This window comes from Bradyrhizobium prioriisuperbiae (assembly GCF_032397745.1).
Classification (GTDB): Bacteria; Pseudomonadota; Alphaproteobacteria; order Rhizobiales; family Xanthobacteraceae; genus Bradyrhizobium_A; species Bradyrhizobium_A prioriisuperbiae.
This window is the reverse complement of record NZ_CP135921.1, coordinates 2,827,392-2,846,767: the sequence shown is the minus strand read 5'-3', so window position 1 is coordinate 2,846,767 and position 19,376 is coordinate 2,827,392. Positions and strand designations below refer to the sequence as shown.

Genomic DNA, 19,376 nt, shown 5'->3' with positions numbered 1-19,376 from the left:
GGCGACGATGCAACGAAGCGGGGGCGATCATGAGCACTCCAGAAGTCAGAGCCGACGATCACGACATTCAGCCGATCCCCGATTCGGGACGGGATTCCACCGGGCCGCAGCAGATGTGGATCTGGGCGGGCGCCAACATCGCGCCGGTGAACTGGGCGCTGGGCGCGCTCGGCATCGTGCTCAAGCTCGGCCTGTGGGAGACCATCGCGGTGATCGTGCTGGGCAACCTGGTCGGCTGCGGGATCTTCGCCGCCTTCACGGTGATGGGCCACAAGACCGGCGTCAATCAAATGGTGCTGAGCCGCTCCGCCTTCGGGCGGCGGGGTGCTTACCTGCCGAGCGCGCTGATGTTCCTGATGACGCTGGGCTGGATCGGCGTGAACACGTATTTCCCGGTCAAGATCTCAATGGCCATTCTCGGCCAGTTCGGGATTTCCGACACCTGGTTCGCCAACCTCGTGGTCATCACCCTGGTGATGGCCCTGCAGGTCGGCATCGGCATCTACGGCTTCTATGCCATCCGCACCTTCGAGAAATACACCGTGCCGGTGACGGTGGTGATCATGGTGCTGATGAGCGTGCTGGCCTGGACCCGTCCCGGGGTGGTCAACTGGAGCCTCACCAGCACACTGCCGCCCGGTGCGCATCTGGCGATGCTGACGCTGCTGATGACCGCGATCGGCGTCGGCTGGGGCATCTCCTGGGTCACCTGGGCTTCGGACTATTCGCGCTTCGTGCCGCGCAGCGTGCCGTCAAAGCACGTGTTCTGGTACAGCTATGTCGGCATGTTCGTGCCGACAGTCTGGCTCGCCATCCTCGGCGCCACCATCGCCAGCGTCACGCTGGACACCGACCCGGCCAAGATGGTCTCCTCGGTGTTCGGCGGCGCCACCAGCATTCTGGTCTTGCTGCTGGTGCTGCACGGCCCGATCGCGACCAATATTCTGAACGTCTATTCGGCGGCGCTGGCCGCGCTGAGCATGGAGCTCCGCCTCTCACGGGTGGCCCTCGCAACCATCGTCGGCATCGCCGGCTACATCGTCACCATCTACTTCATCTTCGCGCCGTCGTTCGCCAAGGCGTTCGACAACTGGCTGATCAGCCTGCTGCTGTGGATGAGCCCGTGGGCCGGCGTGGTGCTGGCCGACTTCTATATCAAGCGGCAGGGCCAGATCGACGTCGCCGAACTCTACAAGGCGCCCGACGTCAGCGCCTATGGCGACATCAACTGGAGCGGGATCATCGCGTTCCTGGCCGGCCTCGTCGCCGGCTGGCTGTTCGAGGACGGCCTCGTGCCCGCGCTGCAGGGGCCGATCTCGACCGGACTGCTCGGCGGCGCTGACCTGAGCTGGCTCGCCGGCATCGTGGTCGCGGGCGGACTGTACCTCGTGCTCAGCCGCAGCGCGGTGACCGCGCCGGTGGCGGTGAGCAAGGGGTGAGAGAACTCGTAGACAGCCTGTAGCCCGGGTGAGCGCAGCGATACCCGGGTCAGGCACGTCAATTCGGTCCCGGATGTCGCTGCGCTGATCCGGGCTACATTCCGGGAATAGCCATGCATCACCATCTCGCCTCCACGCCGGGCAACGTGCAATGGGGGCTGTGGGACGGCTCGCTTTCACCCGTGCTGCGGATCGCGTCGGGCGACCGTGTCACCATCGAGACGTTGTCCGGAGAGCCGGAAGACATGCCCGGCCTGGCTTCCGGTTTCGCTCTCGTGCCGGGACAACAAGACGTGTTCGCCGCGACGCCGCGTGGGCCGGGTCCGCATTTCCTCACCGGCCCGATCCATGTCGAAGGCGCCGAGCCCGGGGATGTGCTGGAGGTGCGATGTCTCGACATCGTCTTGCGCGCGGATTGGGGCTGGAACCTGCAGGCGCCGTTTCTCGGCACGCTGCCCGAGGACTTTCCGGAGCTGCGGCGAATCCATTTTCCGCTCGACCGCGACAGGATGATCGCGCGGCTGCCGTGGGGTCAGGACCTGGCGCTGAAACCCTTCTTCGGCAATTTTGGCGTCGCACCGGCGCGCCAGTGGGGGCGGCTGTCATCAGTGCAGCCGCGCGTATTCGGCGGCAATATGGACAACAAGGAGCTCGGCGTCGGCACCACCACCTATTTCCCGGTGTTCGTTCCCGGCGCGCTGTTTTCCGCCGGCGACGGCCATGGCCTGCAAGGCGACGGCGAGGTGTGCCTCACCGCGATCGAGACCGCGCTCACCGGCACGTTCGAATTCCATCTGCGCAAGGACATGAGCCTGACCACACCGCGGGCGGAGACGCCGGAGGCCTGGATCACCATGGGCTTCAATCAGGATCTCGACGATGCCGCCAAGCAGGCCCTGCGCGACATGATCAGGCTGATCACGGACGCATCCGGCCTCTCCGCCCAGGATGCCTACACGCTGTGCTCACTGGTCGCCGACCTGCGCGTCACGCAAATGGTCGACGACAACAAGGGCGTGCATTGCGTACTGGCCAAGGCGTATCTGCCGGGACGATAGCTCACCCCACCGGCGGCGCGTAGGACGAGGCATCGACGACGGCCGGACGGCCTTCGATGGCCAGCGTGGTGCGGCGCGGTTCGCTCTCGGCAATGACGCGGCCGCGGCGGATCACACAAAGCCGTGCGGCGCGCAGCCGAACCGCTTCGATCGGATCAGCGGCCTGCAGCACCACGAGATCGGCATGGCAGCCGACCTCCAGGCCATAGCCGTCGAGCCCCATGATGCGCGCCGGAATCGTGGTAACCGCCTCGAAACACCAGCGCATGGCGTCGCGCGAGGTGAGCTGCCCCACATGCAGGCCCATGTGTGCCACATCCAGCATGTCGGCGGACCCCAGCGAATACCACGGGTCCATGGTGCAGTCCTGGCCGAACGCGACATCGATGCCCATGGCCCGCATCTCGGCGACGCGGGTCATGCCGCGGCGCTTGGGATAGGTGTCGTGGCGCCCCTGAAGGACAATGTTGATCAGCGGATTGGCTATTGCCGCAACGCCGGCCTCCACCATTAGCGGCAGCAGCTTGGAGACATAATAATTGTCCATGGAATGCATGGAGGTGAGATGCGAGCCGGCGACGCGGCCGGCCAGTCCAAGCCGCTGCGTCTCGTACGCCAGCGTCTCGATGTGACGGGACAGCGGGTCGTCGGTCTCGTCGCAGTGCATATCCACGCGCAGGCCGCGGGCAGCGGCGAGTTCGCACAGCGCGCGCACCGAGGCCGCGCCATCGCCCATGCTGCGCTCGAAATGCGGGATGCCGCCGACGACCTCGACACCCCTGTCCAGCGCGCGCCTGAGGTTTTCGACCGCGCTCGGTGAGCGGTAGTATCCATCCTGGGGGAATGCCACGAGTTCGAGGTGCAGATAGGGCGCGACCCTGCGCTTGACCTCAAGCAGCGCATCGACCGCCAGCAGCCGGTCGTCGCAGATGTCCACATGGCTGCGGACGGCGAGCAACCCCTGCGCCACCGCGAGATCGCAATAACGCAAGGCACGCGCGATCACCGCTTCCGCGGTCAACAGCGGCTTGAGCTCGCCCCACAAGGCGATGCCTTCCAGCAGCGTGCCGGAGCGGTTGAGCCGCGGCAATCCGAGCGACAGGGTCGCGTCCATGTGGAAATGACAATCGACGAAGGGCGGCGACACCAGGTGTCCACCGGCGTCGATCACCATCGCGGCTTCGGCCGCGATGCCGGGCTCAACCGCGGCGATGCGGCCGGACGTAACAGCCAGATCGATCCCGGTGCGACCGTCGGGCAGCGTGGCGTTGCGGATGATCAGGTCAAAGGACAAGGCGGGATTTCCATGTGAGGCGCATCTTATCCCATAAAGTGTCGGCGCTTTGGCCGAAGCCGGCAAGAGGCAACCAGCCCATTTGTCGGGCAAGACATGGCGCATTATCCCGCGCTCAATTTCCGGCCACGGACGCGGACCACGCCGTCGACCAGCACATCGCGCACGCTGCGGGGCGATGCCGAATAGACGATGTTGGAGATCGGATCGTGCAGCGGCTGCATCTCGGGCTGGGTGAGATCGAGCACCATGAGGTCGGCGCGCTTGCCGACTTCGATGCTGCCGACAAGGTGATCGATGCCGAGCACGCGGGCGCCGTCGATGGTGGCGAGCCGCAGCATCTGGCGCGTGGTCAGCACAGTCGGATCATCGGCGGTCATCTTGCCGACCAGCGCCGCAAGCCGCATCGCCCAGAACATGTCCATGCTGTTGTCCGACGCGGTCCAGTCGGTACCGAGTCCGACCGGCGTGCGCCCATGAAAGCGAGCGAGCGGCAACGTCCGCGCCTCGATCTTCAGGTTGCTGGCGGGACAATGACAGATGGCGGTGCCGTCGGCGCACCAGCCGTCGCGCTCGTCCGCGTCGAGATAGATTGCATGAGCTGCGATCACGTCTGGCCCGGTCAATCCGGCGCAGCGCAGGCAGGCGAGCGCGCCCGCATGGCCGCGCTTGCGGATCGCAACAATCTCCGCCTCGCACTGCGCCACATGCAGATAGACCCGCGCCCCGATCCGGCGGGCGCGCTTGGCGCATTCGGCCAGCAATGCGTCGGAGCATGTATCCAGCGCATGGGGTGCAATGCCGGCAACAATGCGCGAGCGCGAGGGATCGACGCCGTAGCGTTCGATCAACCGCTCGGTCGGTCCCCAGTCGGCCGGGCCACCTAGGTCAACGATAGTGGACCCGACGGTGGCGCGCAGCCCGCTCGCCTCGATGATCGGTGCATAGAGGTCCATGTCGCCGACGCGATCGGCAATCGTGGTCACGCCATTAAGCAGGAATTCCGAACACGCTGATGTCAGCGAGCGGCGGTAGTCATCCGTCGTGAAACGCTCCTGGCCGGGCACGCGATAGCCGCCCTCCGGCCAGAACGCCCTGATACGGTCGTCGGCAAGACCGCGGAACAGCGCCAATGTTGCGTGGGTGTGAGTGTTGACGAAACCGGGCAGCACCAATCCGCTGGTACAGTCGATGATCGTATCCGCCAGCGCCGCCAGCGTGCCGCCGGCGCCGATCGCTGTGATCGACGATCCCTCGATGCGAATATCGCTGTCGGTCAGCACGCGGTCGTCGACATCGACGGTCGCGATCGTCGCGTGAGTAAGCACAACAGCCATGATGCAACCTCCAGTGTGCGCCCGATCATCGCGGGCATGGCTCCGTCAATGGCTGGAAGTGAAGCCATTCCCGACCCGATTCAGGCGTGCTGTTTTTTCGTACGCCCTCGTCGATTCTTTGATCTTCCCGGCACTGCGTTGTCGTGGCCTTATAGCGGTCCCTGCCGGGAAATTTTCGTCCAGCGCAAAACAAAAGGAGCGCGGCATGATGATTGATCGCAGACGTTTCCTGATAACGTCGGCTGCGGCAGGCACCTGCATCGGGATCACCGGCGCCCATGCACAGGGCCGGCCAGTGCTGAACCTGCAGATCGGCTGGCTGCCGTCCGGCAACCAGATCGGCGAGATTTGCGCCAAGCACCTTGGCTATTACGAGGCCGAAGGCATCGAACTGAAGCTGCAGGCCGGCGGCCCCAATATCGACGGCGTCGCGGTGGTGGCCTCGGGCCGTTTCGAGCTCGGGCAAGCGACGTCGAGCCCCTCATTGATGCTCGCCGCATCGCAGGACATTCCCGTACGCTGCTTCGCCGCCGGCGCGCAGATGCATCCCTACACATTCTTTTCGCTGAAGAAGAACCCGGTGACGAAACCGGCCGATTTCATCGGCAAGAAGGTCGGCATCCAGGCGACCGGCGTCATCCTGTTGCGCGCGCTGCTCGCCAAAAACAAGATCCCCGAGCGCGAGGTGCAGGTCGTCACCATTGGCGCCGACATGGCGCCGCTGCTCACCGGCCAGGTCGATGTCGTCACCGGCTGGCTGACCAACACCACCGCGCTGAAGGTGCTGGGGCCAGATCGCGTGGATCTGCGGCTGTGGGATGCCGGCGTGCGCCTCTATGCCCTGCCCTATTATGCGACCGCGGACACCGTCCAGAAGAAGGGCGACCTGCTGGCGAAATTCCTGCGCGCGAGCTCCAAGGGCTGGGCCTATGCCCACGCCAACCGCGAAACCGCGGTCGACCTGCTGGTGAAGGAATTCCCCAATCTGGTCAAAGCGGACGAACGCGTCGCGCTCGATGTCATGCTCGATTATGCATTCTCCGACCGCACCAAGGCCGAAGGCTGGGGCACGATGGATCCGCAAATCTGGCAGGAGCAGATCGATCTCTATGCGCAGCTCGGCCAGTTCACGCGCAAGACGCCGAAGCTCGACGAGGTGATGAGCCTCGACATCCTCAAACAGACCGCCGAGCAGCGCGTGAAGATCGGCTGATCGCCCGCGCCCCTCGTCATCGTTGATAACCGCTTCGTCCACAAAGGTTTGCGCCCATGCGCCCTCCCTCGAACGCAGTGACCTGCCAGGATGTCACGGTCCGCTTCGTCACCGAACGACGAACCGTCACCGCCTTGCAGAACGTCTCCTTCGATCTGACGCCCGGTGGTTTCCTCAGCCTGCTCGGCCCCTCCGGCTGTGGAAAATCCACGCTGCTGCGGGTGGTCGCCGATCTGATCGCGCCGTCCTCGGGCCATGTCTCGGTGTTCGGGATGAGCCCGGAGGAGGCGCGCTCGGCGCGCAGCTTCGGCTTTGTATTCCAGGATGCGGCGCTGCTGCCGTGGCGCACCGCGCTGCAGAATGTCGAACTGCCGCTCGAGGTCGGCGGCCGGCGTGGGCTTCCGGCCAATTCGCCGACGCCGCGCGAACTTCTGAAGCTGGTCGGCCTTGCCGGCTGGGAAAACAGCTTTCCGCATGAACTCTCTGGCGGCATGCGCCAGCGGGTCTCGATCGCCCGCGCCCTGCTCGGTGGCCCTCGCCTGCTGCTGATGGACGAGCCGTTCGGCGCGCTCGACGAGATCACCCGCGACCGTCTCAACGAGGAGCTGCGCCGGATCTGGCAGGAGACGGCGACCACCATCATGTTCGTCACCCACTCGGTCTACGAGGCGCTCTATCTCGGCGAGCAGGTGCTGGTGCTCGCAGCCAATCCCGGCCGGGTGGCGGAACTGGCGCGGGTCGACCTGCCGCGCGACCGCACCCTGAAGATTCGCGAGAGCAGCGAGTTCGTCGCCATGGCCGGCCGTCTGCGCGACGCTTTGGGGAGGGGCCAATGACAACAGTCGATCTTAACTTCGACCATGGCCTCGCCGCAGCTGAAGAGGCGCATCGCGCCCAGCGGCAACGCCTGATCTGGCGCCGGCGGCTGCTGCCGGTGATCGGCATCGCCTCGGCGCTGCTGCTCTGGGCCCTTGTGATCAAAATCTTCAATGTGCCGGTGTATGTCGCGCCCTCGCCACAACTGGTGCTGTCGACCCTGATGAGCCGGTTCGACGTGCTGCTGGCAAACCTGCTGCCGACCGCGATCGAGGCGTTCTCCGGCTTTCTGCTCGGCAACCTCACCGCGATCGTGATCGCCACCGTGTTCGTGCACAGCAAGGCGATGGAAGAGGCGTTCTTCCCGGTGGTGGTGGTGGTCAATACCATTCCCGTGGTGGCCAAGGCCCCGATCCTGGTGCTGCTGCTCGGCAACGGCATGGAGCCGAAGATCGCGATCGCGGCCCTGATCTGCTTCTTCCCAACATTGGTCAACATGGTGCGGGGACTGGAATCGGTGAACCCGCAGGCGATGGAGCTGATGCGGGTGCTGTCGGCCAGCAAGCGCGAGGTGTTCTTCAAGCTGCGGCTGCGCAACTCGCTGCCGTATCTGTTCTCGGCGCTGAAGATCGCGGCCTCCACCGCCGTGATCGGCGCCATTGTCGGCGAATGGATCGGCTCCACCACCGGCATCGGCGCGCTGATCATCCAGTCCACCTACAATTTCGATTCGGCGATGCTCTACGCCACCGTGCTGATGGGTTCGGCATTCTCCGTGCTGTTCTTCGTCACCATCGCCACCATCGAACGTCTGGTCGTGCGCTGGCAGCCGGCCAACTCTCACTAGGAAATTCCCGGGAGCGACCCATGTTAAGAGACAAGACACCCACGCGCATCATGGACAAGCCGGACGAAGCGACGGTAGTCGCCCGATCCGACGTGGTGGTGGTCGGCGGCGGGCCGGCCGGATTTTCGGCGGCAGTCGCCGCGCGGCGCGAAGGCGCGTCCGTCACGCTGATCGAGCGTTACCCCTATCTCGGGGGCCTCGCCTCAGGCGGCATGGTGCTGGTGCTCGACGACATGCACAACGGCCAGGAAGTCACCACCACCGGCATCTGCACCGAGATGATCGACCGGATGGCCGCCATTGGTGCCTGCGTCTACCCGCCGCCGGACGAGCGCGGACAGAGCTGGGAGCTGTTTCGCAAATGGGCGCGCTGGGGCGCATTCGACTTCCGCGCGCAGAGCAAGCCGGCACCGATCGTGATGGCGGCAGCGTTCGATCCGGACGGCTGGAAACGGGTCTCCAACGACATGATCGCGGAGGCCGGCGTCGACGTGCGGCTGCACTCCTGGTTCTCGCGCGCGGTGATGGACGGCAACCGCATCACCGGTGTGGTCTGCGAAACCAAGGCCGGCCGCCAGGCGATTTTGGGCGACGTGATCATCGATGCGACCGGCGATCTCGACGTTGCCGCCGCCGCAGGCTCATCCTTCATCCACGGCTCCTACATCCTCACGACCGTGTTTCGCCTGGGCGGCGTCGACACCGAAGCGGCCGAGCGGTTTCGATTTGAGGAGCCGGAAAAATACGCGCTGCTCGATCGGCAGGCAAAGCGGGTGATGGGCGGCTCCTGGGACCTGTGGTGGCTGAAGACGCCGCTGCCCGGCGTGGTCTGGTGCAACTGCCCGCACATGACCGGCCTCGATGGCCTGTCGGTCGAGGACATCACCAAGGCCGATTTCGAGGGACGCAAGCGCATCTATGCGCTGGTCGATTATGTCCGTGCCAACATGCCGGGCTTCGAATCTTGCTTTGTCATCGATGTCGCACCGCAGCTCGGCGTGCGCCAGACCCGGCTGCTCGACGGCGACTATGTCGTCACCAAGGACGACGTGCAGGACCGCGTGCATTTCCCCGATACGGTGGCGCGCGGGCGCGACTATTACACGCCCTACCGGTCCATGCTGCCGAAGGCGATCGAGGGCATGGTGGTGGCCGGCCGACACTACTCCGCGACGGAGTCGGCGCAAAAAATGTCGCGCGAGATTCCACCGTGCATGTCGATGGGGCAATCCGCCGGCGTCGCGGCCGCGCTCGCGGTCGCGTCCAACATTTCCCCGCGCGCGGTCTCGCCCGCGGCCATCTGCGCCAAAGTTCGGGCCCAGGGCGGCGATCCCGGAGACCGCCCGTCCGCCAATGCCAAAATCATGGAGAATGCCGCGTGACCGAGACCACAACCCTGCCGCTTGCCGGCATTCGGGTCATCGATTTCACCCAGGTGATGATGGGGCCCGTGGCCACCCAGATGCTGGCGGACTACGGCGCCGACGTGATCAAGATCGAGAAGCCCGGCACCGGCGACCTGTCGCGCACCGCGTTCCCGAACGATCCGGCCGGCCTGCTCGGCCCGGTGTTCTGTTCGCTCAATCGCAACAAGCGCTCGATCGTGCTCGACCTGCGCAAACCGGACGACCGCGAGGTGGTGCTCGGCCTGGTGCGGCGCTCCGACGTGGTGGTCAACAATTTCCGCTCCGGTGTGATGGAACGGCTCGGCTTCGGCTACGAAGATCTTATCAAGATCAATCCACGGCTCATCTATGCGGTCGGCACCGGCTTCGGCCTCACCGGCCCCAACAGCCACAAGGGCGGCCAGGACGTGCTGGCGCAGGCGATGAGTGGCGTGCTGTACCGGCGCTCCAACGAGAGCGATCCGCTCGCGGTGCTGGCAACCACCTTCGCCGACTACTCCGCGGGCATGCACATGGTGCAGGGCGTGCTGCTGGCGATTCTGCAGCGGGAGAAAACCGGACGCGGCCAGCGCATCGCGGTGTCGCTGCTGGATTCCATGCTGGCAGCGCAGACCCAGGAGGCGGCTGCGCACCTGATGCGCGGGCGCGAGGTGAACTGGGGCGCGATGCCGCTGTCCGGCGTGTTCCCGACCTCGGACGGCGCGCTGGTGATGGTCGGCGCCTTCAAGGCCGATCCGCTCGGCGACATCTCCAAGGCGCTGGGTCTCGATCATCTCGGCAAGGACCCGCGCTTTGCCAGCTTCGAAAATCAGGTGGCGAACAAGCCGGCCCTGCAGGCGATCTTCAAGGAGCGTTTCAAGTCCGGCACCATGGCGCACTGGCTGGCGCGGCTGGAAGAACAGGATTTGCTGTGCGCGCCGGTGCGCTCCCTCGCCGAAGCGCTGGCCGACGAGCAGACCGCCATCAACGAGATGATCATCGAGGCCGACGGCGACATCGAACGTATCAAGGTGATCGGCTCGCCGATCCATATGTCGGACGCGCCGGTGACAATCCGCACCGCCCCGCCCTCGCTCGGCCGCGACACCGATGCGGTCCGCGCCGAGCTGGGACGTGCGGCCAGCCAGGCAGCCGAATAATGCCGGTTCATGTCCATATCGCCGATCACGTCGCACGGGTGACGATCGACCGCCCGGAGGTGATGAATGCCGTCGACCAGGCGACCGAAAGGGAATTGCAGACGATCTGGTCGGAGATCGAGCAAAATCGCGATGTCCGCGCTGTCGTTCTGACCGGCGCCGGCGAGCGCGCCTTCTGCACCGGCGCCGACATGAAGGGCGGCAGCGGCGCATCGGGCCTGGAGTACTGGGCGATGCCGCGGCCGGGCGGCTTCGGCGGCATCGCCTTGCGCGACACCCTCGACGTGCCGGTGATTGCGCGGGTGAACGGGCATGCACTCGGCGGCGGACTTGAGATAATGCTGGGTTGCGACCTGGTGGTGGCCGCCGATCACGCCACCTTCGGGTTGCCGGAAGCGCGCGTCGGGCGCTTGCCGTTGGACGGCGGCATGGTGTTGCTGCAGCGACAGATTCCGCATCGCGCGGCGATGGGAATGCTGCTCACCGGCCGCCGCATCAAGGCCGACGAAGCGCTGCGCTTCGACCTGATCAACGAGGTGGTGCCGTCAGCCGGCCTCGACGCGGCGGTCGATCGCTGGCTGGGAGAAGTGCTGGCCTGCGCGCCGCTGTCGCTCCGGGCCATCAAGCAGGTCGCCCGCCGCACCGCGCAATTGACCGCCGCCGAAGCCCAGGCCCAGCGGCTGCCGGCCCTGGTAGAAGCCCTGAACTCGGTGGATTCGACAGAAGGCGTGCGGGCCTTTGTCGAAAAGCGCAAGCCGGTGTGGCAAGGGCGCTAAACCATGCCCTATGTCATCACCGATACCTGCATCGATGTGAAGGACAAGTCCTGCCTCCCGGCCTGCCCGGTGGACTGCATTTACGAGGGCGCGCGCACGCTCTACATTCACCCCGACGAGTGTATCGACTGCGGTCTGTGCGAGACCGTCTGTCCGGTCGCGGCGATCCATGCCGACGACCGGCTGCCCGAGGACCTGGTGATGTGGATCGCGGTGAACCGGGATTATTTCGGCGAGACGGTGAGCGCGCTGGGCTCGCCGCGCGGCGCCGACACGCGGACCACCCGGACGATCGATCACCCGCTGGTGGCGGCCCAGCCTGTACGAGGCGGTTGACGGCATGCACGCCGCAGCCCTCGCCTATTTCCGCGAGACGGCGCGACTGGGATCGATCCGCAAGGCAGCAGCCCATCTGAACGTTGCGGCAAGCGCCCTCAACCGGCAAATCCTGAAACTGGAAGAAGAGCTGGGAACGCCGCTGTTCGACCGCCTGCCCGGTGGCATGCGCCTGACCGCGGCGGGGGAACTCCTGCTGCGCCATGTGACGGCGACGTTCCACGATTACGATCGGGTGCGGACCGAGATCGACGACCTCAAGGAGGCGCGCTCCGGCCATGTCGCCATCGTCGCGGTGGACTCCTTGCTGGTTGATTTCCTGCCACGGACCATCGACCGCTTCCGCACCGATTTTCCGGCCGTCACTTTCACGATCTCGGCGGTCTCGCCGACGGACGTGCAAGGGCTGGTGGCGGACGGCAGCGCCGATATGGGTTTTACGTTCGTCGAGCGGACCGCGCGCTCCGTGCAATTCGTAGCTGAAATCGCGGCCCCGATCGGTGTCATCATGCCGGCCGACCATCCGCTCGCAGGCAAGCGCAGCATCACGTTCGAGGAGGCCGCCGCCTATCCTCTGCTGACGCCCGCCGGGCCATTGCCGCGCGCCGCCAATGTCGATCCGGAGTTCACCGCGTTCCGGGCCCGGCTGGTGCCGCGGATCACGTCCAATTCCATCCAGATGATCAAGCGCGGCATCCGGCTCGGCATGGGCATCGCCTTCTTCACCCGGCTCGGCTATCTCGAGGAAATCGAAAGCGGCGAACTGGTCTGGCGCGCCTTCGCCTCCGAGGCGATCAACACCGTGAAGATCGGCCTGCTGACGGCAACGGCACGTCCGCTCAGCGCGCCGGCCCGGCAACTGGTGCGAAGGCTGAGTGAGGATATTGCAAGGCTGCCGACGGGGTGAGGTGGGATCGGACCGACGCCCGTCCTGAGAGTATCACTCTGGATGATAGATGGCGGCTCATTACATTCAGCGTCATCCGCGGGCTTGACCCGCGGATCCAGCTTAAGCGCTCAATTCGTGTTGGGCCTGTCGAAGAAAGCTGGATTGCCGGGTCAAGCCCGGCAATGACGGAGTGGGGATGATACGCTGGGCAAACTAACTCACGCCGCGAGCGACGTATCCGCAGCCACGCCCAGCATCAAATTGAGGTTCTGCACCGCCGCCCCCGAGGCGCCCTTGCCGAGATTGTCGTAGGCCGCGATCAGCACGGCCTGGGCCGTCTGGTCGTTGGCGTAGACATGCAGGCGCATGCGGTTGGTGTTGTTGTACGCCTCGGGATTGATCGGAGCGGGATCGCCGAGCGGCGCGACCTCGACAAAACTGTCGGCGATGGCAACGTGATGATCGGCGATGGCGGCATGCAACTGCGCGCTGGTCGGCACGCGGGCGAGATGCCCCAGTTGCAGCGGCACGCTGACGATCATGCCCTGGGCGAAATTGCCGACCGCAGGCGTGAACAGCGGCGCGCGGCCGAGCTTCGCATAGGCCTGCAACTCGGGCAGGTGCTTGTGCTTCAGCGTCAGGCCATAGGGCAGATACTCGTTGGCATCCTCGCCCTTGCTTTCGTAGTCCTCGATCATGGTGCGACCGCCGCCGGAATAACCGGAGATGCCGTGCACGGTGACCGGAAAATCCGCCGGGATCAGCCCGCCTTCGACCAGCGGCCGCAGCGTGGCGATGGCGCCCTGCGGCCAGCAGCCGGGATTGGCGACGCGCTTGGCGGTGGCGATGGCGTGCGACTGCGACTTGTCCATCTCGGCAAAACCGTAGGTCCAGCCCTCGGCAACACGATAGGCGGTCGAGGCGTCGATCACCCGCGTGGTGTCGTTCTCGATCAGGCGCACACTCTCCTTCGCCGCCTCATCCGGCAGGCAGAGAATGGCGACATCAGCCGCATTGAGCAGGCGCTTGCGCTCATCGGTGTCCTTGCGCTTGTCGGGCGAGATGGTGAGCAGCTCGATATCGCGCCGGCCGGCCAGCCGCTCGCGGATCTGCAGCCCGGTGGTGCCGGCTTCGCCATCGATGAAGATCTTTGCGACCATGTGTTTCGCCTCGGCCAGGGAGTGAACGCAGGGGTGAAATAATACGTACTGCGCCGGTTCGCCACCACTATATCGCAGGCTTCATGACAGGGCGCAGACGCCACGGAAATACCGCTCGGATTCGTGGCCGTGCCGCATGCCAGTGTCCCGCCCGGCCCCCTGCCTGAGACCACCTGAAACCGCTATGGATTCAGTAGGATTGCCCGCAGCTCGCAGGACTTATCGATGCCCACCCCTACCGCCCTTCTGACATTCTCGCTGGTTGCGCTGGCCATGGTGCTGACGCCGGGCCCGAACATGATCTACCTGCTGTCGCGCTCCATCACCCAGGGCCCGATGGCCGGGCTGGTGTCGCTGGGCGGCGTCACGCTGGGCTTCGTGGTCTACATGCTCAGTGCCGCATTCGGCATCACCGCCTTCATGATGGCGGTGCCTTATGCCTATGACGCGCTGCGGCTCGCCGGTGCTGCGTATCTGCTGTATCTCGCCTGGCAAGCGCTGAAGCCGAACGGCCGCTCGCCGCTGCAGGTGACCAAGCTCAACATCGACAGCCCGCGCAAACTGTTCAGCATGGGTTTCCTCACCAGCCTGCTCAATCCGAAGATCGCCATGCTGTATCTGGCGCTGCTGCCGCAGTTCATCGAACCGGCGCACGGCAGCGTGCTGATCCAGTCGATCATGTTCGGCCTGATCCAGATCACGGTCAGTGTCAGCGTCAACGCCATGATTGCGCTCGCCGCCGGCTCCATCGCATTGTTTTTCGGATCGCGGCCGACCTGGCTGAAGCTGCAGCGCTGGGTGATGGGCACCGTGCTTGCGGCGCTGGCGGTGCGGATGGCGTTCGAGGCCCGCCGCGCATAACGCGGCTTTCAAACATATCCATCCGATATGAATATCGTCTGATCCATATATTAGACATAGGCTGAGGCCTGGCGTACCAATTTGTCAGCCGCCCGATATCATGGGCCGGCGGAGCACAGCATGGACGCAACCACCACCACCCCCGTCACCGCGACAGCGGAGCCGCCGACAGTCGGCGCGCTGTTCACGGGCTTCCTAGGCCTCGGCCTGATGGGCTTCGGCGGCGTGCTGCCGATGGCGCGGCGCATGATCGTGGAGGACAGGCGCTGGCTGACCGGCGCCGAGTTCACCGAGCTGCTTGGTCTCTGCCAGTTTCTCCCCGGCGGCAATATCATCAATCTCTCGGTGGCAATCGGGCTGCGCTTCCGTGGCCTCGCCGGCGCACTCGCAGCGCTGGTGGGATTGATCGCGGCGCCGACGATGATCGTGATCATGCTCGGCATGGTCTATGACCGTTTCCAGAACGATCCGCGCCTCCAGCATCTGTTCGCCGGCCTCGCGGCCGCCGCCGCCGGGCTGCTGGTTGCGACGGCGATCAAGATCGCGCTGCCGATCCGCAAGCGCCCCGTCGCCATCGTGATGGCGACGCTGTGCTTCATCGCCGTTGCCGTATTCCGCCTGCCGCTGCTGCCGACCATGGTGACGCTCGCGGTGCTGAGCATCTTCGCCACCTGGAGGCTGGAAACATGACCGCGGCTCTTGTCTCGCTGGCCATCATCTTCGCGCAGCTGTCGCTGCTCGCGTTCGGCGGCGGCAACACCATCCTGCCGGAAATGCAGCGCCAGGTGGTGGACGTGCATCACTGGATGTCGGCCCGTGACTTCTCCGCGATGTTCGCGCTGGCCCAGGCCGCGCCCGGCCCCAACATGATGGTGGTGACGCTGGTGGGCTGGCATGTGGCGGGATGGCCCGGCGTGCTGGTGACATCGCTGGCGAAGTTCGGCCCGAGTTCCATCCTCACCGGAATCGTGATGCAGGTGTGGGAACGCTTCAAGGATCATCCCTGGCGCCGGATCGTGCAGGCGGGCCTGGTGCCGATGACGGTGGGCCTGGTGGCCGCCAGCGCCCTGCTGATCGCGGAAGCCTCCGACCATGAATGGATCCTGGTCGCGATCACCGCCGCCGGCGCGCTGGTCACGCTCACCACCCGCATCCATCCGCTGTGGGTGCTGGCGGGCGGCGCCCTGATCGGATTGAGCGGAATCGGGCTTTCCTGACACCGAATCCCTGAAATCGCTGGGATTTCGGCCTCCTTCGACTGTTGACGGGGGTGCGGAAGCTCTGGAATTACCCGGCCGGCCCCGGTAAGACTCCCAAAATCCTGGAGTCGCTCCGTGTCCAAGTCCGCCGCCCGCGCTCGCCTCGCCGACATCATCGCCAAACGCTCGTTCGGGCGCGGCGAGATCACCCTGGCTTCCGGCCGCAAGAGCGACTTCTACTTCAACCTGAAGCCGACGATGCTCGATCCCGAGGGCGCGTCGCTGCTGGCGGAACTGACCTTCGAAGCGCTCAAGGACGACGAGCTGGACTATGTCGGCGGCCTGGAAATGGGCGCGGTGCCGCTGGCCGGCGCCATCGCCCAGCTCTCCTGGATGCGCGGACATCCGATCGCCGCCTTCTTCGTGCGCAAGAAGCCGAAGGAACACGGCGCCAAGCTCGGCGTCGAGGGGCTGGCCAAGGGCGAGAGCCTGGAAGGCAAGCGGGTGGTGATCGTGGAAGACGTCACCACCACCGGCGGTTCCGCCATCAAGGCGGCGGAGGCCGTGCGCGATGCCGGCGGCATCATTGCCCTGGTGATCACCATGGTCGACCGCGAAGAAGGCGCCACCGACACCTTCCGGGACGCCGGCATTCCCTTCCGTTCGCTCTACAAGGCCAGCGAGTTCCTCAAGGGTTGAGACGGCGCGATGTGCTGCGGCGCGTGGTCACGCTCGCCGGGACGTGCTTTGCGATCCGTCAACATCTTTGCTAGGGGGCTGAATCTCCACGGGATCACCATCATGCCGCAACGGCTGACCGCCGCCCTCCTCGTATTGCTCTTGCTGTGCCGTCCGGCAGCGGCCGCCGAACTCGACGGCGCGCGGCTGGCGTGGCCATGGGCGCTGCCGTTCGCCGGCATCCTCCTGACCATCGCGACGGGGCCGCTGCTGTTCAAGCGGATCTGGCATCATCATTACGGCAAGTTCGCGCTCGCCTGGGGCGCGGCGACGCTGCTGCCGCTGGCGCTGTGGCATGGATGGCCCGCGGCGGCGGCGGCATTCATCCATGCGGCGCTCGCCGAATATCTCAGCTTCATCGTGCTGCTGTTCGCGCTCTATGTGGTGGCCGGCGGGATTCTGGTCACCGGAAATCTGCGCGGCACGCCGCTGGTCAACACCGTGCTGCTGGCGTTCGGCACGTTGATCGCCAGCGTGGTCGGCACCACCGGCGCCGCGATGATCCTGATCCGGCCGCTGCTGCGCGCCAACGAGCACCGGCCATCGAACGCCCATGTGGTGGTGTTCTTCATCTTCCTGGTCTGCAACATCGGCGGCGCGCTGTCGCCGCTCGGCGACCCCCCGCTGTTCATCGGCTTCCTGCGCGGGGTCGATTTTTTCTGGACCACACAGCACCTGTGGGGCCAGACCCTTGCGGTCAGCGTCGCCGTGCTCGCCATCTTCGTCGCCTTCGACGTGGTGCTGTCGCGGCGCGAGGGCGCGGCCGGCAACGGCGCCGATATCAATCTGCAGGTGCACGGCCTGATCAACCTGTTGCTGATCGCGCTGATCATCGCCGCGATCCTGGGATCCGCGATCTGGAAGCCCGGGATCGTGTTCGACATCTACGGCACCGACGTGGAACTGCAGAACCTGCTGCGCGACGGCGTGCTGGTGCTGATCGCGCTGCTGTCGCTGTGGCTGACGCCTGACGAGCACCGCGAGGCCAACGGCTTCAGCTTCGAGCCGATCCGCGAGGTGGCGATCCTGTTCGCCGCAATCTTCGTCTGTATCATCCCGGTGCTGGCGATGCTGCAGGCCGGCCCGGACGGCCCGTTCGCAAGCCTTTTGGCGGCGGTGACCACACCGGACGGCCAGCCGCGCAACGTCATGTATTTCTGGCTGACCGGCGCGCTGTCCGGCTTCCTCGACAACGCGCCGACCTATCTGGTGTTTTTCGGCCTCGCCGGCGGCGATGCCGAGCGCCTGATGACCACGCTGGCGCCGACGCTCGCGGCGATCTCGATGGGCGCGGTCTACATGGGCGCGCTGACCTATATCGGCAATGCGCCCAACTTCATGGTGTATGCCATCGCCACCGAACGCGGCGTGCCGATGCCCGGCTTCTTCGGCTACATCGTCTGGTCGGTGGTGATCCTGGGCCCGGTGTTCGTGGTCCTGTCGCTGCTCGGCGTGTAGCCCGCGTTTGACTTCAATCGCCCGATTGGCGACCTTGCGGCGGGGGCTTCTCGCATGACTCACGCCGCATCACAGATCTATTTCGGACTCAATCCGATGTGGGTCTCGACCTGCATCCTGCTGATCACCTACGCGCTGATCATGACCGAAAAGGTCAATCGCGCGATCGTGGCGCTGCTCGGCGCCGGCCTGATGGTGATTGTCGGCGTGTTCGACCAGAACGAAGCCTTGAAGGGCGTCGACTGGAATACACTCGGCCTGCTCACGGGCATGATGATCCTGGTCTCGATCTCGCGCCGGTCCGGCATGTTCCAGTATGTCGCGGTCAGGGCGGCCCAGCTGGCCCGGGCCCATCCCGCCGGCATCCTGCTGCTGCTGCAGATCACCACCGCGGTGCTGTCGGCGCTGCTCGACAACGTCACCACCGTGCTGCTGGTGGTGCCGGTGACGCTTGCGATCGCGCGGCAGCTCGACGTGCCGCCCTACCCGTTCCTGTTCGCGGAAATCTTCGCCTCCAACATCGGCGGCACGGCGACGCTGATCGGCGATCCGCCGAACATCCTGATCGGCTCGCAGGCCGGCCTCGCCTTCAACGACTTCGTCGTCCATCTGGCCCCCGTCATCCTCGTGGTGATGGCGGTGCAAACCCTGATCATCCACCTGCTGTGGGGCCGGCGCATGCATGCCGCGCCCGAGGCCGAAGCCCGCGTGATGGCCATGACGGCCAACGACAGCATCGAGGACTGGCGGCTGCTCAAGCAGGCGTTGGTCGTACTGACCGTCGTCATGCTGGGCTTCGTGTTCGCCCGCCAATTGCACCTCGAGCCCGCGACCATCGCCATGCTCGGCGCCGCGGTGCTGATGCTGCTCGACAACTGGACGCACCACTCGGAGAAGGCGGCGCAGAATATCCACCAGACCTTCAGCGATGTGGAATGGATCACGATCTTCTTTTTCATCGGCTTGTTCATCGTGGTGCATGGCGTCGAGGTTGGTGGCCTGCTGACGCTGTTCGCCACCAAGCTGGTGGCGGCGACCGGCGGGCAGATGTCGACTGCGGGCTATGCCATCCTGTGGGCGTCCGCGGTGCTGTCGGCGCTGGTCGACAACATCCCGTTCGTCGCCACCATGATCCCGCTGATCAAGACCATGGCGCCGGCCTTCGGCGGCGCGGATCAGATCCAGCCGCTGTGGTGGTGCCTGTCGCTCGGCGCCTGCCTCGGCGGCAACGGCACGCTGATCGGCGCATCGGCCAATCTCACCGTCGCCGGCCTTGGTGATCGCAACGGCGTGCCGTTCAGGTTCCTGACCTACACTTTGTATGCGTTCCCGATGATGCTGCTGTCGGTCGCGATCAGCCACGTTTATCTCTGGTGGCGTTACTTCTGAGCGTCTTGATGTCGGCTCCAT

19 protein-coding genes are annotated in these 19,376 nt (G+C 65.5%); 16 read left to right on the top strand and 3 right to left on the bottom strand.

Annotation, left to right across the window (positions count from 1 at the left end):
• The first annotated feature begins 29 nt into the window (after window positions 1-29).
• Window positions 30-1,439: a purine-cytosine permease family protein gene (locus tag RS897_RS13400; protein ID WP_315837015.1), complete on the top strand. Its 1,410-nt coding sequence runs from the start codon at window positions 30-32 to the stop codon at window positions 1,437-1,439.
• Window positions 1,440-1,552: 113 nt separating this feature from the next.
• The gene (locus tag RS897_RS13395) at window positions 1,553-2,497 is read left to right on the top strand and encodes an acetamidase/formamidase family protein (protein WP_315837014.1); all 945 of its coding nucleotides are present in this window, start codon (window positions 1,553-1,555) and stop codon (window positions 2,495-2,497) included.
• A 1-nt stretch (window position 2,498) separates the two neighbouring features.
• Here the strand turns inward: RS897_RS13395 and RS897_RS13390 are convergent, their stop codons facing one another.
• Together RS897_RS13390 and RS897_RS13385 are read right to left on the bottom strand one after the other, a co-directional pair.
• Entirely contained in the window at window positions 2,499-3,791 is a 1,293-nt protein-coding gene (locus RS897_RS13390; RefSeq protein ID WP_315837013.1) for an amidohydrolase family protein, read from the bottom strand.
• Window positions 3,792-3,895: 104 nt separating this feature from the next.
• Window positions 3,896-5,128, bottom strand: a complete 1,233-nt coding sequence (locus RS897_RS13385) for an amidohydrolase family protein (RefSeq protein ID WP_315837012.1) — start codon at window positions 5,126-5,128, stop codon at window positions 3,896-3,898.
• Between the two features lie 205 nt (window positions 5,129-5,333).
• Here RS897_RS13385 and RS897_RS13380 point away from each other — a divergent pair, with 205 nt between their 5' ends.
• The 8 genes from RS897_RS13380 to RS897_RS13345 are packed head-to-tail and all read left to right on the top strand — an operon-like array spanning window position 5,334 to window position 12,568.
• Window positions 5,334-6,341 (top strand): ABC transporter substrate-binding protein, encoded by a 1,008-nt coding sequence (locus RS897_RS13380; RefSeq protein WP_315837011.1) that lies wholly within the window; start codon window positions 5,334-5,336, stop codon window positions 6,339-6,341.
• 56 nt (window positions 6,342-6,397) lie between these two features.
• Entirely contained in the window at window positions 6,398-7,177 is a 780-nt protein-coding gene (locus RS897_RS13375) for an ABC transporter ATP-binding protein (protein ID WP_315837010.1), read from the top strand.
• Window positions 7,174-8,004, top strand: coding sequence for an ABC transporter permease (locus RS897_RS13370; protein ID WP_315837009.1), 831 nt, complete (start codon window positions 7,174-7,176; stop codon window positions 8,002-8,004). The genes RS897_RS13375 and RS897_RS13370 overlap by 4 nt, the downstream gene beginning before the upstream one ends.
• Before the next feature lie 20 nt (window positions 8,005-8,024).
• Window positions 8,025-9,386, top strand: a complete 1,362-nt coding sequence (locus RS897_RS13365; RefSeq protein ID WP_315837008.1) for an FAD-dependent oxidoreductase — start codon at window positions 8,025-8,027, stop codon at window positions 9,384-9,386.
• Window positions 9,383-10,549: a CaiB/BaiF CoA transferase family protein gene (locus tag RS897_RS13360; RefSeq protein WP_315837007.1), complete on the top strand. Its 1,167-nt coding sequence runs from the start codon at window positions 9,383-9,385 to the stop codon at window positions 10,547-10,549. The genes RS897_RS13365 and RS897_RS13360 overlap by 4 nt, the downstream gene beginning before the upstream one ends.
• A complete protein-coding gene (locus tag RS897_RS13355; protein WP_315837006.1) occupies window positions 10,549-11,325 on the top strand; it encodes an enoyl-CoA hydratase-related protein in 777 nt (258 codons plus the stop codon). Before RS897_RS13360 ends, RS897_RS13355 begins: the two co-directional genes overlap by 1 nt.
• Before the next feature lie 3 nt (window positions 11,326-11,328).
• Window positions 11,329-11,661 (top strand): ferredoxin, encoded by a 333-nt coding sequence (gene fdxA / locus RS897_RS13350; RefSeq protein ID WP_315837005.1) that lies wholly within the window; start codon window positions 11,329-11,331, stop codon window positions 11,659-11,661.
• Window positions 11,662-11,665: 4 nt separating this feature from the next.
• Complete coding sequence (locus RS897_RS13345; RefSeq protein WP_315837004.1) at window positions 11,666-12,568, top strand: LysR family transcriptional regulator; 903 nt, start codon at window positions 11,666-11,668, stop codon at window positions 12,566-12,568.
• A gap of 200 nt (window positions 12,569-12,768) precedes the next feature.
• Here RS897_RS13345 and argC read toward each other — a convergent pair whose 3' ends face one another.
• Window positions 12,769-13,710 carry an N-acetyl-gamma-glutamyl-phosphate reductase gene (gene argC, locus RS897_RS13340; RefSeq protein ID WP_315837003.1) on the bottom strand — a complete coding sequence of 314 codons (942 nt, stop codon included), beginning with the start codon at window positions 13,708-13,710 and terminating at the stop codon, window positions 12,769-12,771.
• A 225-nt stretch (window positions 13,711-13,935) separates the two neighbouring features.
• Here argC and RS897_RS13335 point away from each other — a divergent pair, with 225 nt between their 5' ends.
• From RS897_RS13335 to RS897_RS13310, 6 genes are all read left to right on the top strand, one after another.
• Window positions 13,936-14,571, top strand: a complete 636-nt coding sequence (locus RS897_RS13335; protein WP_315837002.1) for a LysE family translocator — start codon at window positions 13,936-13,938, stop codon at window positions 14,569-14,571.
• Window positions 14,572-14,691: 120 nt separating this feature from the next.
• On the top strand, window positions 14,692-15,261 hold the full coding sequence (locus tag RS897_RS13330) for a chromate transporter (protein ID WP_315837001.1): 570 nt from the start codon (window positions 14,692-14,694) through the stop codon (window positions 15,259-15,261).
• A complete protein-coding gene (locus RS897_RS13325; protein ID WP_315837000.1) occupies window positions 15,258-15,788 on the top strand; it encodes a chromate transporter in 531 nt (176 codons plus the stop codon). Before RS897_RS13330 ends, RS897_RS13325 begins: the two co-directional genes overlap by 4 nt.
• A 117-nt stretch (window positions 15,789-15,905) precedes the next feature.
• Window positions 15,906-16,469, top strand: a complete 564-nt coding sequence (pyrE, locus tag RS897_RS13320) for an orotate phosphoribosyltransferase (protein WP_315836999.1) — start codon at window positions 15,906-15,908, stop codon at window positions 16,467-16,469.
• A gap of 102 nt (window positions 16,470-16,571) precedes the next feature.
• Window positions 16,572-17,966, top strand: coding sequence for a sodium:proton antiporter (locus RS897_RS13315; protein ID WP_315836998.1), 1,395 nt, complete (start codon window positions 16,572-16,574; stop codon window positions 17,964-17,966).
• Window positions 17,967-18,020: 54 nt separating this feature from the next.
• Window positions 18,021-19,355: an ArsB/NhaD family transporter gene (locus RS897_RS13310; RefSeq protein ID WP_315836997.1), complete on the top strand. Its 1,335-nt coding sequence runs from the start codon at window positions 18,021-18,023 to the stop codon at window positions 19,353-19,355.
• The last annotated feature ends 21 nt before the right edge of the window (window positions 19,356-19,376 follow it).

Coding starts and splice junctions, on each gene's coding strand:
- RS897_RS13315 (WP_315836998.1), top strand. CDS start 16,572: ATGCCGCAACGGCTGACCGCCGCCCTCCTCGTATTGCTCTTGCTGTGC.
- RS897_RS13385 (WP_315837012.1), bottom strand. CDS start 5,128: ATGGCTGTTGTGCTTACTCACGCGACGATCGCGACCGTCGATGTCGAC.
- RS897_RS13365 (WP_315837008.1), top strand. CDS start 8,025: ATGTTAAGAGACAAGACACCCACGCGCATCATGGACAAGCCGGACGAA.
- fdxA (WP_315837005.1), top strand. CDS start 11,329: ATGCCCTATGTCATCACCGATACCTGCATCGATGTGAAGGACAAGTCC.
- RS897_RS13400 (WP_315837015.1), top strand. CDS start 30: ATGAGCACTCCAGAAGTCAGAGCCGACGATCACGACATTCAGCCGATC.
- RS897_RS13380 (WP_315837011.1), top strand. CDS start 5,334: ATGATGATTGATCGCAGACGTTTCCTGATAACGTCGGCTGCGGCAGGC.
- RS897_RS13330 (WP_315837001.1), top strand. CDS start 14,692: ATGGACGCAACCACCACCACCCCCGTCACCGCGACAGCGGAGCCGCCG.
- RS897_RS13325 (WP_315837000.1), top strand. CDS start 15,258: ATGACCGCGGCTCTTGTCTCGCTGGCCATCATCTTCGCGCAGCTGTCG.
- RS897_RS13375 (WP_315837010.1), top strand. CDS start 6,398: ATGCGCCCTCCCTCGAACGCAGTGACCTGCCAGGATGTCACGGTCCGC.
- RS897_RS13355 (WP_315837006.1), top strand. CDS start 10,549: ATGCCGGTTCATGTCCATATCGCCGATCACGTCGCACGGGTGACGATC.
- argC (WP_315837003.1), bottom strand. CDS start 13,710: ATGGTCGCAAAGATCTTCATCGATGGCGAAGCCGGCACCACCGGGCTG.
- RS897_RS13345 (WP_315837004.1), top strand. CDS start 11,666: ATGCACGCCGCAGCCCTCGCCTATTTCCGCGAGACGGCGCGACTGGGA.
- RS897_RS13335 (WP_315837002.1), top strand. CDS start 13,936: ATGCCCACCCCTACCGCCCTTCTGACATTCTCGCTGGTTGCGCTGGCC.
- RS897_RS13395 (WP_315837014.1), top strand. CDS start 1,553: ATGCATCACCATCTCGCCTCCACGCCGGGCAACGTGCAATGGGGGCTG.
- RS897_RS13370 (WP_315837009.1), top strand. CDS start 7,174: ATGACAACAGTCGATCTTAACTTCGACCATGGCCTCGCCGCAGCTGAA.
- RS897_RS13310 (WP_315836997.1), top strand. CDS start 18,021: ATGACTCACGCCGCATCACAGATCTATTTCGGACTCAATCCGATGTGG.